This is a genomic window from Cellulomonas sp. Marseille-Q8402, from assembly GCF_965119525.1.
Map to the genome: position 1 here is coordinate 1,907,866 of NZ_CBCPLX010000001.1, position 13,783 is coordinate 1,921,648.

14 protein-coding genes are annotated in these 13,783 nt (G+C 74.9%); 6 read left to right on the forward strand and 8 right to left on the reverse strand.

Annotated features, from left to right (window positions below; translation table 11 throughout):
- The first annotated feature begins 92 nt into the window (after positions 1–92).
- Both ACWPWW_RS08765 and ACWPWW_RS08770 read left to right on the forward strand, forming a co-directional pair.
- The gene (locus tag ACWPWW_RS08765; protein ID WP_454049930.1) at positions 93–521 is read left to right on the forward strand and encodes a phage holin family protein; all 429 of its coding nucleotides are present in this window, start codon (positions 93–95) and stop codon (positions 519–521) included.
- Positions 518–793: a DUF3618 domain-containing protein gene (locus tag ACWPWW_RS08770; RefSeq protein ID WP_454049931.1), complete on the forward strand. Its 276-nt coding sequence runs from the start codon at positions 518–520 to the stop codon at positions 791–793. The genes ACWPWW_RS08765 and ACWPWW_RS08770 overlap by 4 nt, the downstream gene beginning before the upstream one ends.
- 10 nt (positions 794–803) lie before the next feature.
- Here ACWPWW_RS08770 and ACWPWW_RS08775 read toward each other — a convergent pair whose 3' ends face one another.
- Entirely contained in the window at positions 804–1,394 is a 591-nt protein-coding gene (locus ACWPWW_RS08775) for a methylated-DNA--[protein]-cysteine S-methyltransferase (RefSeq protein ID WP_454049932.1), read from the reverse strand.
- Between the two features lie 137 nt (positions 1,395–1,531).
- On the reverse strand, positions 1,532–1,741 hold the full coding sequence (locus ACWPWW_RS08780) for a BldC family transcriptional regulator (RefSeq protein ID WP_139405057.1): 210 nt from the start codon (positions 1,739–1,741) through the stop codon (positions 1,532–1,534).
- 772 nt (positions 1,742–2,513) lie between these two features.
- On the opposite strand from ACWPWW_RS08780, the gene ACWPWW_RS08785 reads away from it, so the two are divergent.
- The gene (locus ACWPWW_RS08785; protein ID WP_454049933.1) at positions 2,514–2,705 is read left to right on the forward strand and encodes a DUF3073 domain-containing protein; all 192 of its coding nucleotides are present in this window, start codon (positions 2,514–2,516) and stop codon (positions 2,703–2,705) included.
- Positions 2,706–2,987: 282 nt separating this feature from the next.
- Here ACWPWW_RS08785 and purM read toward each other — a convergent pair whose 3' ends face one another.
- From purM to ACWPWW_RS08800, 3 genes are read right to left on the reverse strand one after another with little or no spacing between them, the layout of a single operon-like run.
- Positions 2,988–4,103 carry a phosphoribosylformylglycinamidine cyclo-ligase gene (purM, locus tag ACWPWW_RS08790; protein WP_454049934.1) on the reverse strand — a complete coding sequence of 372 codons (1,116 nt, stop codon included), beginning with the start codon at positions 4,101–4,103 and terminating at the stop codon, positions 2,988–2,990.
- On the reverse strand, positions 4,100–5,650 hold the full coding sequence (purF, locus tag ACWPWW_RS08795) for an amidophosphoribosyltransferase (RefSeq protein ID WP_454049935.1): 1,551 nt from the start codon (positions 5,648–5,650) through the stop codon (positions 4,100–4,102). Before purF ends, purM begins: the two co-directional genes overlap by 4 nt.
- Before the next feature lie 36 nt (positions 5,651–5,686).
- The gene (locus ACWPWW_RS08800; protein WP_454049936.1) at positions 5,687–6,076 is read right to left on the reverse strand and encodes a histidine kinase; all 390 of its coding nucleotides are present in this window, start codon (positions 6,074–6,076) and stop codon (positions 5,687–5,689) included.
- A gap of 125 nt (positions 6,077–6,201) precedes the next feature.
- Here ACWPWW_RS08800 and ACWPWW_RS08805 point away from each other — a divergent pair, with 125 nt between their 5' ends.
- Positions 6,202–6,861 carry an IMPACT family protein gene (locus tag ACWPWW_RS08805; RefSeq protein ID WP_454049937.1) on the forward strand — a complete coding sequence of 220 codons (660 nt, stop codon included), beginning with the start codon at positions 6,202–6,204 and terminating at the stop codon, positions 6,859–6,861.
- Positions 6,862–6,897: 36 nt separating this feature from the next.
- Here the strand turns inward: ACWPWW_RS08805 and ACWPWW_RS08810 are convergent, their stop codons facing one another.
- From ACWPWW_RS08810 to purL, 3 genes are all read right to left on the reverse strand, one after another.
- On the reverse strand, positions 6,898–7,269 hold the full coding sequence (locus ACWPWW_RS08810; RefSeq protein WP_454049938.1) for a sterol carrier family protein: 372 nt from the start codon (positions 7,267–7,269) through the stop codon (positions 6,898–6,900).
- A 35-nt stretch (positions 7,270–7,304) separates the two neighbouring features.
- Positions 7,305–8,351: a ribosome small subunit-dependent GTPase A gene (gene rsgA, locus ACWPWW_RS08815; protein WP_454049939.1), complete on the reverse strand. Its 1,047-nt coding sequence runs from the start codon at positions 8,349–8,351 to the stop codon at positions 7,305–7,307.
- Between the two features lie 159 nt (positions 8,352–8,510).
- Positions 8,511–10,937, reverse strand: a complete 2,427-nt coding sequence (gene purL / locus ACWPWW_RS08820) for a phosphoribosylformylglycinamidine synthase subunit PurL (protein WP_454049940.1) — start codon at positions 10,935–10,937, stop codon at positions 8,511–8,513.
- Positions 10,938–11,072: 135 nt separating this feature from the next.
- On the opposite strand from purL, the gene ACWPWW_RS08825 reads away from it, so the two are divergent.
- Positions 11,073–11,912 (forward strand): DUF2599 domain-containing protein, encoded by an 840-nt coding sequence (locus tag ACWPWW_RS08825; RefSeq protein ID WP_454049941.1) that lies wholly within the window; start codon positions 11,073–11,075, stop codon positions 11,910–11,912.
- Between the two features lie 342 nt (positions 11,913–12,254).
- Positions 12,255–13,781, forward strand: coding sequence for an ABC transporter substrate-binding protein (locus ACWPWW_RS08830; RefSeq protein ID WP_454049942.1), 1,527 nt, complete (start codon positions 12,255–12,257; stop codon positions 13,779–13,781).
- Positions 13,782–13,783 lie beyond the last annotated feature (2 nt).

Below are 13,783 nucleotides of genomic sequence, written 5' to 3' on the forward strand. Positions count from 1 at the left end.
GGACCGGGCCCCGCGGTGCGTCCCACCTGCGCGGATCGCCCGGACGGGCCACACTGAGGCAGAACGCCTCCCCGTCCACGAAGGAGCACCGGATGACGACGACATCGGGCAGCGGGTCCGGCCCGGACCAGCAGTCGATCGGCCAGCTCATCAGCCGGCTCGGCGAGCAGGCCGCGCGGCTCGTGCGCGCCGAGATCGACCTGGCCAAGGCCGAGCTCGCGCAGAAGGCCAAGGCCGCGGGGATCGGCGCCGGCCTGCTGGCGGGCGCCGCGTTCTTCGGCTTCTTCACGTTCGCCGTGCTGGTGACGACCGCGATCCTCGCCCTGAGCGAGGCCGTCGCGCCGTGGCTCGCGGCCCTGATCGTCCTCGTCGTGCTGGCCGTGATCACGGCCGTGCTCGCGCTGATCGGCGTGAAGAGCCTGAAGAAGGGCACCCCGCCGACGCCGGAGAAGGCGATCGCGGGCATCAAGGAGGACGCCGACACCGTGTCCCGGTCCGTGAAGGAGGGTCTGCGCCGATGAGCGGAACCACGCCCCACCCGTCGATCACCGCCCTGGAGACCGAGGTCGCGCTGACCCGCGCCGAGCTCGCCGGGACCGCCGACGAGCTCGCCGCCCGGCTCAGCCCGCAGCGGCAGGTGGCCGACGCCAAGGCGAACGCCCGCAAGCTCGTCCGGGACGCCGTGGGCACCGACCCCGCCGCGGACCCGGCCAACCGGAACCGGGCCCGGGCGGTGCTGGCCGCCGGCGTCGGCGTGCTGGCCCTAGCCGTGGTGCTGATCGTCCGGCGCTGACCCGCTCCGGTCAGCCGCGCGACTCGTGCGCGAGCAGCGACCGCTTCACGTCGAGGCCGTAGTAGTAGCCGCCGAGCGCACCGCCGCTGCGCAGGACGCGGTGGCACGGGACGAACGGGGCGACGAGGTTCCGCGCGCAGGCCGAGCCCGCGGCGCGCACCGCGGCGGGGCTGCCGGCCGCCAGCGCCAGCTCGGCGTACGTGGCCGTGGTGCCCGGCGGGATCGCGCGCATCGCCGCCCACGCGCGCTGCTGGAACGGTCCTCCGGGCTGGGCGACGGCGACGGCGTCGAGCGCGGTGGCCTCGCCGTCGGCGTACCGGGCGGCCGCCTCGACCACGAGCGCTGCCCCGCCGGCGCGGGCCGCGACGTCCGCGGCGGTCAGCCGCTCGTGGCCCCGTGCCGCGAGGCCCAGCGGCAGCCGGGCGAGCATCGCGCCGAGCGGGGCGAACCCTGCGGCACGGACGACGCCGTCCTGCGTGAGGAGCACGGCCAGCTCGCCCGCGGGCGAGGGCAGCACCGTGGCGATCAGCGGCTCGGTCGCCGCGGGGGCGGGTGCCGCGGGGGCGACCGGGAGGTCGAGGGGCTGGACGTCGAGGGACATGCCCTCATCATGCGCCGCGCGCACCGCCGGGTTCTGGCGGGCATCGGACATCACGGCCCGGTCCCGGGTCCCCGGGCGCGCGGACGGCGTCGGCCGGCCGGCAGCGACGCCGGCCGGCGGGAGCTCGGCCCGAGCGGTCAGACGTCGTCGCCGCGCTGGCCGGGGATGCCGCCGAGCAGCTCGCGCACCTCGGTCTCGCGGTAGCGGCGGTGACCGCCGAGCGTGCGGATCGACGAGAGCTTGCCGGACTTCGCCCAGCGCGTCACGGTCTTGGGATCGACCCTGAAGAGGCTCGCCACCTCGGACGGCGTCAGCAGGATCTCGTTCTCGGTGTGGGGGGCGGACACGTCAGACCTCCGGGGTGGTGTTCTCGTGGAGACGGGTCGCCCGACCCGTCGCCATGGCTGTCAAGAACGTGGTCGACCTCGGCATCGACGCCGGGACTGCTCCCGACGGGGATGACGACGGCGACCTCATTGCGCTGAACCCCCCTTGCGCCCCCACCGCGACGACTCTGTCACGAGCGAACTCCACACAACTGGTACCTACGTCCTATCTCCGGACAAGCGGTAACTATTCGGACACTCTAGGTCGTAGCGGACATGACCGCGCGCCAGGGACCTGGGCCGAACGGGCGTACTGCACGCTCCGCGCCTCACCCGTTCGGGTCGCGGGGCCAGTCACAGCGCAGGACCGCACGGCCGCGACCTCCGGGTTCGCCACGGCCGGCCGAGCGGCTGCCGCCGGGCGGGTGACCCGTGGTCGCTCTCCGACCGGGCCGTCTCACCCGCCGGGGAGTGTCGAATGTCACACCGAGGGCCGCCGTGAGCGCGCCGTCCGGGTGCCGGAGCGCGGCCGCCCGCCGCCGGACGGCCCGTCCCGGGCGCACGGGGAGCCGTCCGAGCACGTGGCGGGCGCGGCGCCCCGATCCCGGTCGGCACCGCGCGGACCGTCGGGCGTCCGGACCCCCGCGCGAGCGGCCCGCGTCACTCCCGCGGCGAGTGGTCGGAATGCGTCAGGACCATGTACCGTTGCGACTCGAACAGACTATTCAGCATCCCGGGGCCGCACGTGTGAGCACGGAGCCGCCCCGCTTCCACGTTAGAGGGGGTCGATGCCATGGGGCGCGGCCGTCAGAAGGCTAAGCAGACGAAGGTGGCGCGGGAGCTGAAGTACTTCAGCCCTGACACCAACTACCGGGCCTTGGAGCAGGAGCTCACCGGGCACGGGAACGACCTCGTCACGGACAGCCGCCAGGACACCGACGACGAGGGTGACGAGTACCCCCCTCGCTGGGCGGACGAGCGCTGAATACCCGGGCCGGCAGCCGCGCACCGCGTGACACCGGCCCCGCCGCGGCTCCCGCGGCACCCTGACGTACCGCAGGTCCACCTCGCGCCGGTCACCGGTCGCGGGGTGGACCTTCGGCCGTCCGGGCACCGTCACGCCCGGCACCCCTCGCGGATCCGTCGCGCCCCGCGTCGTCCGGCAGCCGCGAGGTCGTCAGTCGTCGGCGAGGTCGTCACGTACGTGACGACCTCGCGCCGATGTGACGACATCGGCGAGCCCGCCGGGCGACCCGGCGGCCGGAGGTCAGGACGTGCGGTACGTGCCGCTCATCCGGACCGCGCCGCCCTGCACGCCCTTCGTCCCCGCGACCAGGTCCGGGCCCGCGTCGGCGTCCGCGTCGGCGAGCGCGCGCACCTCGCCGAGGTGCCAGGCGGTCATGCCGAGCTCGACCGCGTGCCGCTGCACCGCGTCGGCGGCCGCGGCGTCCACGATCGCGACCATGCCGACGCCGAGGTTGAGCGTGCGCTCCAGGTCGGCCCACGGCACCCCGCCGGCGGCCTGCACCAGCGAGAACACCGGCGGCAGCGTCCAGCCCGCGCGGGACACGTCGGCGACGAGGCCGGCGGGCAGCACGCGCGCGACGTTCGCCGCGAGGCCGCCGCCCGTGATGTGGCTGAAGCCGTGCACCGCTCCCCCGGCGCGCTCGACCAGCGCGAGGCAGTCGGACGCGTACACGCGGGTCGGCTCGAGCAGCTCGGCCCCGAGCGTCCGGCCGAGCTCCGGCACGTCGCGGTCCAGCGCCCAGCCGGCGTGCGCGACGACCCGCCGTACCAGCGAGTAGCCGTTGGAGTGCAGCCCGGACGACCCGAGGGCGATGAGGACGTCGCCTGCGCGGACCTTCTCCGGGCCGAGCAGCGCGTCGGCCTCGACCACGCCCGTCGCCGCGCCGGCGACGTCGTACTCGTCGGGCCCGAGCAGCCCCGGGTGCTCCGCGGTCTCGCCGCCGACCAGGGCCGTGCCGGCCACGGAGCAGGCCGCCGCGATGCCGCGGACCACGTCGGCGATCCGCTCGGGCACCACCCGGCCGCACGCGATGTAGTCGGTCATGAACAGCGGCTTCGCGCCCACGACGACGATGTCGTCCACGACCATGCCGACCAGGTCGAACCCGATCGTGTCGTGCACGTCCATCGCCTGCGCGATCGCGACCTTGGTGCCGACGCCGTCGGTGGAGGTCGCCAGCAGCGGGCGCCGGTAGCCGACCAGGGCGGAGGCGTCGAACAGCCCGGCGAACCCGCCGACCCCGCCGAGCACCTCGGAGCCGTGCGTCGCGCGCACCGCGTCCTTCATCAGCTCGACCGCGCGGTCGCCGGCCTCGGTGTCGACGCCGGCGCCGGCGTAGGTGATGCCCTCGGTCACGGGTGCTCCAGTGCGGTGGACGCGCCCGAGCCCGGGACGAGCGTCGCGAGCCCGTCCTCCGGAGCGCCGAGCGGCAGCTCGTTCTGCTCGAGCAGGTGCTTGCCGAGCCGGTCGGCCGACGGCAGCTCGATGGGGTACGTGCCGCTGAAGCACGCGGTGCACAGCTGCGAGGCGGGCTGCTCGGTGGCGGCGATCATGCCGTCCATCGAGATGTAGCCGAGCGAGTCGGCGCCGAGCGAGGCACCGATCTCCTCCACGGCCAGGCCGTTGGCGATCAGCTCCGCGCGGGACGCGAAGTCGATGCCGTAGAAGCACGGCCACTTGACCGGCGGGCTGCTGATCCGCACGTGCACCTCGGCCGCGCCGGCCTCGCGGAGCATCCGGATCAGCGCGCGCTGGGTGTTGCCGCGGACGATCGAGTCGTCGACGACCACCAGGCGCTTGCCGCGGATGACCTCGCGGAGCGGGTTGAGCTTGAGGCGGATGCCGAGCTGCCGCAGCGTCTGCGACGGCTGGATGAACGTCCGACCGACGTACGCGTTCTTGGTCAGGCCCTGGCCGAACGGGATGCCCGAGGCCTGCGCGTAGCCGACCGCCGCGGGGGTTCCGGACTCGGGGACCGGGATCACCAGGTCGGCCTCGACCGGGTGCTCCTTCGCGAGCTTCCGGCCCATCTCCACGCGCGCGGCGTGCACGGACCGGCCGGAGATCGACGTGTCCGGGCGGGCCAGGTAGACGTACTCGAAGACGCAGCCGGCGCGCTGCTGCTTCTCGGTGAACCGCTGCGTGCGCAGCCCGTCCGCGTCGATCGCGACCAGCTCGCCCGGCTCGATCTCCCGGACGAACGACGCGCCGACGATGTCCAGCGCCGGGGTCTCGCTCGCGACGACCCAGCCGCGCTCCAGCCGGCCCAGCACCAGCGGGCGGACGCCCTGCGGGTCACGCGCCGCGTACAGGGTGTGCTCGTCCATCCACACCAGGCTGAACGCCCCGCGGAGGCGCGGCAGCACCTCCAGCGCGGTGGCCTCGAGCGTGTGGTCCTGGTCGCCCGCGAACAGCGCCGTCACCAGGGCCGTGTCGGTGGTGTTGCCGCGCGCGAGCTCGCCGCGCCGCTGGGCGCCGTACCGCTCCGCGACCAGGTCGACCAGCTCGGCCGTGTTGGTCAGGTTGCCGTTGTGCGCCAGCGCGACCGTGCCGCCGGCCGTCGCGCCGAGCGTCGGCTGCGCGTTCTCCCAGGTGCTGCCACCCGTGGTCGAGTAGCGCGCGTGCCCGACGGCGATGTGCCCGTGCAGGGCGTTGAGCGCGGTCTCGTCGAAGACCTGGGAGACGAGTCCCATGTCCTTGTAGACCAGCAGCTGCTCGCCGTTGGACGTCGCGATGCCCGCGGACTCCTGTCCACGGTGCTGCAGGGCGTAGAGCCCGAAGTAGGTGAGCTTGGCGACCTCCTCGCCGGGAGCCCAGACCCCGAAGACGCCGCATGCGTCCTGGGGACCCTTCTCGTTCGGCAAGAGGTCGTGGTTGAGCAGTCCGTCTCCGCGGGGGGCCACGACTCCATGGTGACACATGCCACGCGAGGCACCGAGTCAGCGGCGGCGGTCGCGCTCCGCCCGGCGCACGCTCCGGCGGTCGGCCAGCAGCGCCAGCCCCGCACCCGCGAACCCGCCCACGACGGCACCGGCGAGCGCCGAGATGAACCGCGCGCTGCCCTGCCCCTCGAGGACGCTGATGAAGGCGGTGCCGTCCGCCTCCAGGCTGCTGGAGCCCGCCACCAGCAGCGCGGCGAGGAGGCCCAGCAGGGCCCCGACCAGCACGCCCGCGACGATGAACGCGCCGATCTTCGGGGCTCGGCGCACCTGCGCGGGCTCGGCGACCCGCGCCAGCTCGGCCTCGTCGGGCACCGGCGCCTCCCCGCCCGCGGGCACGCCGGCGGCGCCCGTCACGTCGTCGGGTCGCGGTTCTCTCGCATCGGCCACCCACCGATCCTAGGTGCCGCCGAGGTCGTCATCAGGGCACGAGGTCGTCCCGCAGGACGGACGACCTCGCGCACGTCTGACGACCTCGTGCGGGGTGGGGCGTGCCGGGGGCCTAGGGTCGAGCCGTGGGAACTGGCGACGACTCCGCGCCGCGGTACCCGGCCACCATCGCCGCGGCGGTCGAGCACGAGCTGGTGGTCAAGAGGTCCCGGTTCCTGGCCCGCGCCGAGCCCGTGGGCTCGGTCGCCGAGGCCGACGCCGTGGTCGCCGCGGTGCGCAAGCAGCACTGGGACGCCCGGCACCACTGCGTCGCGCTGGCCGTGGGGCCGCTCGCCGAGCAGCAGCGGTCCAGCGACGACGGGGAGCCGTCCGGCACCGCGGGGGTCCCGATGCTCGAGGTGCTGCGCCGCCGGGAGCTCACCGACCTGGTCGTGGTGGTGACCCGCTGGTTCGGCGGGGTGCTGCTCGGTGCGGGCGGCCTGGTGCGGGCCTACTCGACGGCGACGTCCGAGGCGCTGGACCGGGCGACGGTGCTGCGACGCAGCGCGGCCGTCCGCGTGACCGTCGACGCGCCGCACGCCGACGCCGGACGCCTGCACGGCGTGCTGCGGGACTGGGCCGGCGCGCACGAGGCGTCGCTGGCCGACGTCGCCTACGGGGCGACCGCCCGGTTCACCCTGCTGGTGCCCCCGGCGCGCCTCGACGCGTTCGACGCCGCGCTGGCGGCCGCCACCGCCGGCACCGTGCACGCGCACCGCGGCGACGTCGAGATCCGCACCCGCTGACGCGCGGGGTCAGCGGCGTCAGCGGGGTCAGCGGGGTCAGCGGGTACGGGTCGCCTGCAGCGGCAGCCACGCGGCCAGGTCGGCCCGCTCCCCCGACGCCGACACCTTGCCGTCCGCGACCGCCGCGCCCCAGGTGAGCGCGCCCGTCGCCAGCGCGAGCCAGGTCTGCGGGTCGGTCTCCACGACGTTGGGCGGCGTGCCGCGGGTGTGCCGCGGGCCCTCGACCGCCTGCACGGCGCCGTCCGGGGGCACCCGCACCTCGACGGTGTGCCCGGGCGCCACGTCGGCGAGCTCCTCGAGCGTGAACCGGACGGCGGTGCGGCGGGCGGCGGGGTCGGTCGGGTCGGCGCGCCAGGCGGCGACGGCGGCCCGGCCGACCGCGGGGTCGGTGCGGCGGCGCGGTGGCATGCCACCCATTCTCCCCGGTGCCGCCGGGGCTGCGCTCAGCGGGCCGGGCGACCCTGCTGCAGCCGGTGGTACGCGACCGTCGCCCGCCGGACCCGGTCCCGTTCGGCCGCGGCCAGCCGGGCGTCGGACCGACGCTCCTGGTAGGCCGCCTCGCGGGCCAGCCGGCGCCAGGAGTCGAGCCGCCGCGCGGGCAGCGAGCCGTCGGCGACGGCGGCCTGCACCGCGCAGCCGGGCTCGGTGCCGTGGGCGCAGTCGGCGAACCGGCACGCCGCCGCCAGCTCGGCGACGTCGGCGAACGTCGTCCCCAGCGCCGCCGCGTCCGCCACCAGCCCGACGCCGCGCAGCCCCGGGGTGTCGATCAGGCTGGCACCGCCGGGCAGCGGCACGAGCTCGCGGTGCACGGTGGTGTGCCGGCCGCGGCCGTCGGAGCGGCGGTCCCCGGTCAGCATCACCTCGGCACCGGCCAGCGCGTTCACCAGCGTGGACTTGCCCGCCCCCGAGGGCCCGACGACGACCAGCGTCCGACCCGGCCCGAGCAGGGCCCGCACCGGGTCCAGGCCCGTCCCCGCGGCCACGCTGACCACGTGCACGTCCACGCCGATCGCCGCCGCGCGGACCTCGTCGGCCATGCCGTCGGGGTCCGGCACCAGGTCGGCCTTGGTCAGCACCACGACGGGTGTCGCGCCCGACCGCCAGGCCAGCGTGAGCAGGCGCTCGACCCGCCCGAGGCTCGGGTCGGGGTCCAGGTGCTCCACCACCAGCACGACGTCGACGTTGGCGGCGAGCACCTGCTCCCGCGAGGTGCGGTCCGGCCCGTCACGGACGACCGCGGTCCGGCGGGTGGTGAGCGCGACCAGCACCGGCGAGCCGTCCGGGTGCGTGCCGAGCAGGACGCCGTCGCCGACGGCGGCGGGCACCGGCTCGCCCGGGCCCCCGTCAGTGCCGAGCAGCGGGACGAGCCCGTCGCCGGGCACGGGGACGCGGATCGGCTCGCTGGTCCCGGCGTGGTGCGCGCGCAGCACGAGCACCGCGCCGCGGTCGACGCGCACCACACGCCCTGCGGCGTCACGGTCGGGTTCCATGGCACCGACCGTAGGGACCCGGCGCGGCACCGAGCGACCGCTTTTCTGGTCGTCGTGCCCGTCGGGAAGGTCTGACGCAGCCGTCGGGGGCCGAGCGCCACGCCCCGACCGGGGCCGGTCCCGTCGCGGCGCGCGACGGGACCGCCCCGGTCGGCGCGGTCAGCCGAAGTAGCGCGGCAGCGTCGCCTCGAAGGCCTCGCGGGCCTCGGACAGCGGCAGCGTGAACAGCCCGGTGACCTCGACGGCCGGGGCGTGCACGTGGTCCTCGGGACGCTCCTGCGTCGGCGCGCCCGCACCGGGGCTGCACGTCTCGGCGGTGGCGCCGATCTTCAGCACCGGGACGCCCTGCGCGGTGCAGAGGTCCTCGAACCGGACCTCCTCGCTGCGCGGCACGGCCACGACCGCGCGGGCGGTCGACTCGGAGAACAGCGCCTCGAACGGGGTGACGCCGTCGCGCTCGCACAGCGCGGCGAGGTCGGCCTGCACGCCCACGCCGTAGCGCAACGAGCCCTCGACCAGCGCCTGCGCCAGGCCGCCCTCGGACAGGTCGTGCGCGGCGTCGACCAGGTCGTCCCGTGACGCGCGGACCAGCACGGTGGCGAGGCGGCGCTCGGCCTCCAGGTCGACCCGGGGCGGCGTGCCGCCGAGGTGCTGGTGCGCGACGTCGGCCCAGGCGGAGCCGTCGAGCTCGCCGCGCGTGGTGCCGAGCAGGTAGACGGACTGGCCGGGCGTGGTCCAGCCGGACGGGGTGGCCTCGGCGACGTCGTCGATCACGCCGAGCACGCCGACGACGGGCGTCGGGTGGATGGCGGAGTCGATCTTGCCGGGCTCGCCGGTGCCGTTGTAGAGCGAGACGTTGCCGCCGGTGACCGGGACGGACAGCGTGGCGCAGCCGTCGGCCAGCCCCTCGATCGCCTGCACGAGCTGCCACATGGACGCCGGGTCCTCGGGGCTGCCGAAGTTGAGGCAGTCGGTCACGGCCAGCGGGCGGGCGCCCGACGCGGCGACGTTCCGGTACGCCTCGGCGAGCGCGAGCTGCGCGCCGGTGTACGGGTCGAGCTTGGCGTAGCGGCCGTTCGCGTCGGTCGCGAGCGCGACGCCGAGGCCGGTGGTCTCGTCGACGCGGACCACGCCGGCGTCGTCGGGCTGGGCGAGGGCGGTGTTGCCCTGCACGAACCGGTCGTACTGGTCGGTGACCCAGGCCTTGGACGCGAGGTTCGGCGACGCGAGCAGCTCGAGCACCGTGGCGCGCAGGTCCTCCGGCGTCGCGGGCCGGGCGTACCGCTCGGCGCCCTCGGCGGTGCTGACGGAGTCGGCGACCAGGGCGTCCTGCCAGGTGGGACGCGAGTACGGCCGGTCGTAGACGGGGCCCTCGTGCGCGACGGTCTTCGGGTCGACGTCGACGATCCGCTGGCCGTGGTGGTCGATCGTCAGGCGGCCGGTGCCGGTGACCTCGCCGATCACGGCCGTCTCGACGTCCCACTTCCCGGTGATCGCCAGGAACGCGTCGAGCTTCTCCGGCGTGACGACCGCCATCATCCGCTCCTGCGACTCCGACATGAGGATCTCGCCGGCCGTCAGGGTGGGGTCGCGCAGCAGCACGGCCTCGAGGTCGACGTGCATGCCGCCGTCGCCGTTGGACGCGAGCTCGGAGGTCGCGCAGGAGATGCCGGCCGCACCGAGGTCCTGGATGCCCTCGACCACGCGGGCCGCGTAGAGCTCCAGGCAGCACTCGATGAGCACCTTCTCCATGAACGGGTCGCCGACCTGGACGCTCGGCCGCTTGGACGGCTTGGTGTCGTCGAAGGTCTCGGACGCGAGGATCGACGCGCCGCCGATGCCGTCGCCGCCGGTGCGGGCACCGAACAGGACGACCTTGTTGCCGACGCCCGAGGCGTTGGCCAGGTGGATGTCCTCGTGCCGCAGCACGCCGAGGCACAGGGCGTTGACCAGCGGGTTGCCCTGGTAGGACGCGTCGAAGACCAGCTCGCCGCCGATGTTGGGCAGGCCGAGGGAGTTGCCGTAGCCGCCGACGCCGGAGACGACGCCGTGCACGACGCGGGCCGTGTCGGGGTGGTCGACCGCACCGAACCGCAGCTGGTCCATGACCGCGACGGGCCGCGCGCCCATCGAGATGATGTCGCGGACGATGCCGCCGACGCCGGTCGCGGCGCCCTGGTACGGCTCGACGTACGACGGGTGGTTGTGCGACTCGACCTTGAAGGTGACGGCCCAGCCGTCGCCGATGTCGACGACGCCGGCGTTCTCGCCGATGCCGACCAGCAGGTGCTCGGTCATCTCCGGCGTGACGCGCTCGCCGAACTTGCGCAGGTGGTTCTTGCTCGACTTGTACGAGCAGTGCTCCGACCACATGACCGAGTACATGGCCAGCTCGGCGGCCGTGGGGCGGCGGCCGAGGATGTCGCGGATCCGCTGGTACTCGTCCTGCTTGAGGCCGAGCTCGGCGAACGGCTGCTCCTGGTCCGGGGTGGCCGCGGCGTTGTCCACCGTGTCGGACACGTGCCCGGACGGGGACCCGGAGGCGGGGTCGGCGGGCTGCTGCGAGGAGGTGGGCGCGCTGGTCATCGAATCCCTCGGGCTGGTGGCCCGGACGCGGCGGCTCAGGTGGCCACCCGCGTCGGGCGAGGCGGGCGTCAGCAGACGTGGCCAAGGTTACCGGCGCCCGGGGGCGGCGCTGACACGTGCGTCACACTGGGCGCCGTGACCTCCTCCCGCGTCCGGTTCGCCGCCGTGCTCACGGCGCTCGCGCTGCTGGCCGCGTGCTCGGCGTCCCCCGCCCCGGGTCCGACGACGCGGTCGCCGACCCCCGCGCCGAGCACCACCGCCTTCGTCACGACGGGCGGCACCGACGGCATGCGGGCCGACGGGCTGGTCGTCCGGGCGGGCGAGGCCGCGCTGTCCGTCTGGCCGCCGCTCGAGGAGGTCGCGGGCGTCCCGGACGAGGACGGCGCCGTCCCGCTGACCGCCGGGGTGCCTGAGGGCGAGGGCTGGGACAGCTCGGTCGTCACCGTCCTGTGGCTGGTGGCGCCGGAGGGCATGGCGCTCGAGCGCCTGGACGACGGCTCCGCCGTGCTGCGCGACGCGTCCGGGCGGGCGGCAGGGGCGGTGACCGCACCCGTGCTGGGGGGCGCGGCCGTGGGGTCGGGCCTGCGGGTGCAGGCGATCGGGTCGGACGGCGCGCTCGAGTGGCGGGTGACCCTGCCGGTGCGGACCGACGGCACCGTGGAGGAGCCTCCGGGCGGCACGGTGACCGCGACGTTCGCCGGCTCGGCCGTCCGCGAGGCCACCTGGCGCGACCTGGAGGACGAGGGCGGCCGCAGCCTCGCGGTCGTCCCGGCGACGTGGGCCCGCGGCGGCAGCCTCGCCGCGGAGGAGCTGGTGCGGGCCCAGCTCGGCGCCGACGCCGACAGCGCGACGATGCGGGACCAGCTCAGCTGCCACCTGATCGGCGCGCCGGACAAGGCGTCCTGGAACCTCGAGCCGTGGCGGCCCGACGTCGGGCTGCTCGGGATGATCGGCGCGCTCTGCAACCCGGAGTGACGTCCGCTCGCATGCCGGACCACCCGTCCCGGGTCGTGGTCGGTTGTTGCTACAGTCGCCGCCATCATGCTGACGACCCGCACCGCACGCCCCCGCGCCTGTCGACCCCTGTCGACCGCCGCGTGCTGTTGTCGTCGCTGAGCACCCTCGCGCGTCGCTGACGCGCTGAGCCGCCGGCACGCCCGGCCCCGCGGACCACGTCCGCCTCCCCCGCCGCACGTCGCTGCGCACCACCGCCGCGCACCCGCGTCGCGGGAATCACCGACCACCCGGTCGGGTTCCCCTCTCCTGCAGCACCCCTCGCCCGGTACGCCCGGGCACCTCCTCGGAAGGACACCACCCGTGAGATCCCGCCGCTCCCGCGCCCCCCTCGGGGCCGCCCTCGCCGTCGCCGCCGCCCTGGCGCTGGCCGCCTGCGGCTCCGGCTCCGGCTCGGGCAGCTCCGCCGACGGCTCCGCCGGTGCCGCCGACGCGTCCGCCGAGATCGTCATCGGCTCCACCAACGAGCCCACCGGCCTGGTCCGCAACGTCGGCGGCTCGTCCGGCGTCTCGCAGACCATGACCCGCAACGTCTACGAGGGTCTGACCTCGGTCGACGTCGACGGCCAGGTCATCCCGACGCTGGCCGAGTCCTGGGACGTGTCCGAGGACGGCCGCACCTACACGTTCCACCTGCAGCCGGACGTGACCTTCCACGACGGCACGCCGCTGACCGCCGACGACGTGGTGTGGAGCATCTCCGAGGCGATCGGCCCGGAGTCGAAGTCGGCGCGCAAGAGCGACCTGCTGGTCATCCAGCAGGCCACGGCCGTCGACGACGCCACGGTGCAGCTGGACCTGTCGCGACCCTCGCAGGGCCTGACGTTCTACCTGGCCTCGGTCACCGTGGTGAAGGACGGCGACACCGAGCTGACGACGGACAACGGCACCGGCCCGTACCGGTTCGTCGAGTGGGTGCAGGGCGACCACCTCACCATCGAGAAGAACGACGGCTACTGGGGCGAGCCCGCGCAGAACGCCGGCGTGACGTTCCGGTTCTTCCAGGACACCACCGCGCTGAACAACGCGCTGCTCACCGGCGACCTGGACCTGGTCATCGCCGAGGACTCCCCGGACCAGCTCGTGCAGTTCGAGGACGACCCGGACTTCACCATCACCGAGGGCACCTCGACGACCAAGCAGATCTGGGCGTTCAACGACCGCGAGGCGCCGTTCAGCGACGTCCGCGTGCGCCAGGCGCTGTACAAGGCGATCGACCGCGAGGCGATCCTGTCGGCGGTCTGGGACGGCTACGGCCAGGTCATCGGCTCGATGGTCCCCCCGACCGACCCGTGGTTCGTCGACCAGGCCGACGTGCACGGCTACGACCCGGACGCCGCGCAGGCGCTCCTCGACGAGGCCGGCGTCACCGACCTCGCGATCTCGGTCGACTACATCCCGGACGACACCACCGAGGCGATCCTCGCGCTGCTGACCAAGGACCTCGCGGCCGTCGGCGTGACGCTCACCCCGAACCCGATCGACGACGCCACCTGGTACCAGAAGGTCTACACGGACCACGACTTCGAGACCACGCTCATGGGCCACGTGAACCCGCGCGACGTGCTCTGGTACGCGAACCCCGACTTCTACTGGGGCTACGACAACCCGCAGGTGCAGGAGTGGGTGACCGCCGCCGACCAGGCCGCGACCGAGGCCGAGCAGGTCGACCTGCTCACCCAGGTGAACGAGACGATCGGCGAGGAGGCGGCGTCCGCGTGGCTGTACCTGGACCCGCAGATCCGCGTCGCCCGCTCGGACGTCTCGGGCTTCCCGGTCGACCAGGTCACCGAGTCGTTCTACGTCGCCGACATCGTCCGGGAGTCCTGAGA

Bases quoted from the DNA above. Each gene is read 5' to 3' on its own strand.
- ACWPWW_RS08765 (WP_454049930.1), top strand. From the start codon at position 93: ATGACGACGACATCGGGCAGCGGGTCCGGCCCGGACCAGCAGTCGATC.
- ACWPWW_RS08770 (WP_454049931.1), top strand. From the start codon at position 518: ATGAGCGGAACCACGCCCCACCCGTCGATCACCGCCCTGGAGACCGAG.
- ACWPWW_RS08775 (WP_454049932.1), bottom strand. From the start codon at position 1,394: ATGTCCCTCGACGTCCAGCCCCTCGACCTCCCGGTCGCCCCCGCGGCA.
- ACWPWW_RS08785 (WP_454049933.1), top strand. From the start codon at position 2,514: ATGGGGCGCGGCCGTCAGAAGGCTAAGCAGACGAAGGTGGCGCGGGAG.
- ACWPWW_RS08810 (WP_454049938.1), bottom strand. From the start codon at position 7,269: ATGCCACCGCGCCGCCGCACCGACCCCGCGGTCGGCCGGGCCGCCGTC.
- rsgA (WP_454049939.1), bottom strand. From the start codon at position 8,351: ATGGAACCCGACCGTGACGCCGCAGGGCGTGTGGTGCGCGTCGACCGC.
- purL (WP_454049940.1), bottom strand. From the start codon at position 10,937: ATGACCAGCGCGCCCACCTCCTCGCAGCAGCCCGCCGACCCCGCCTCC.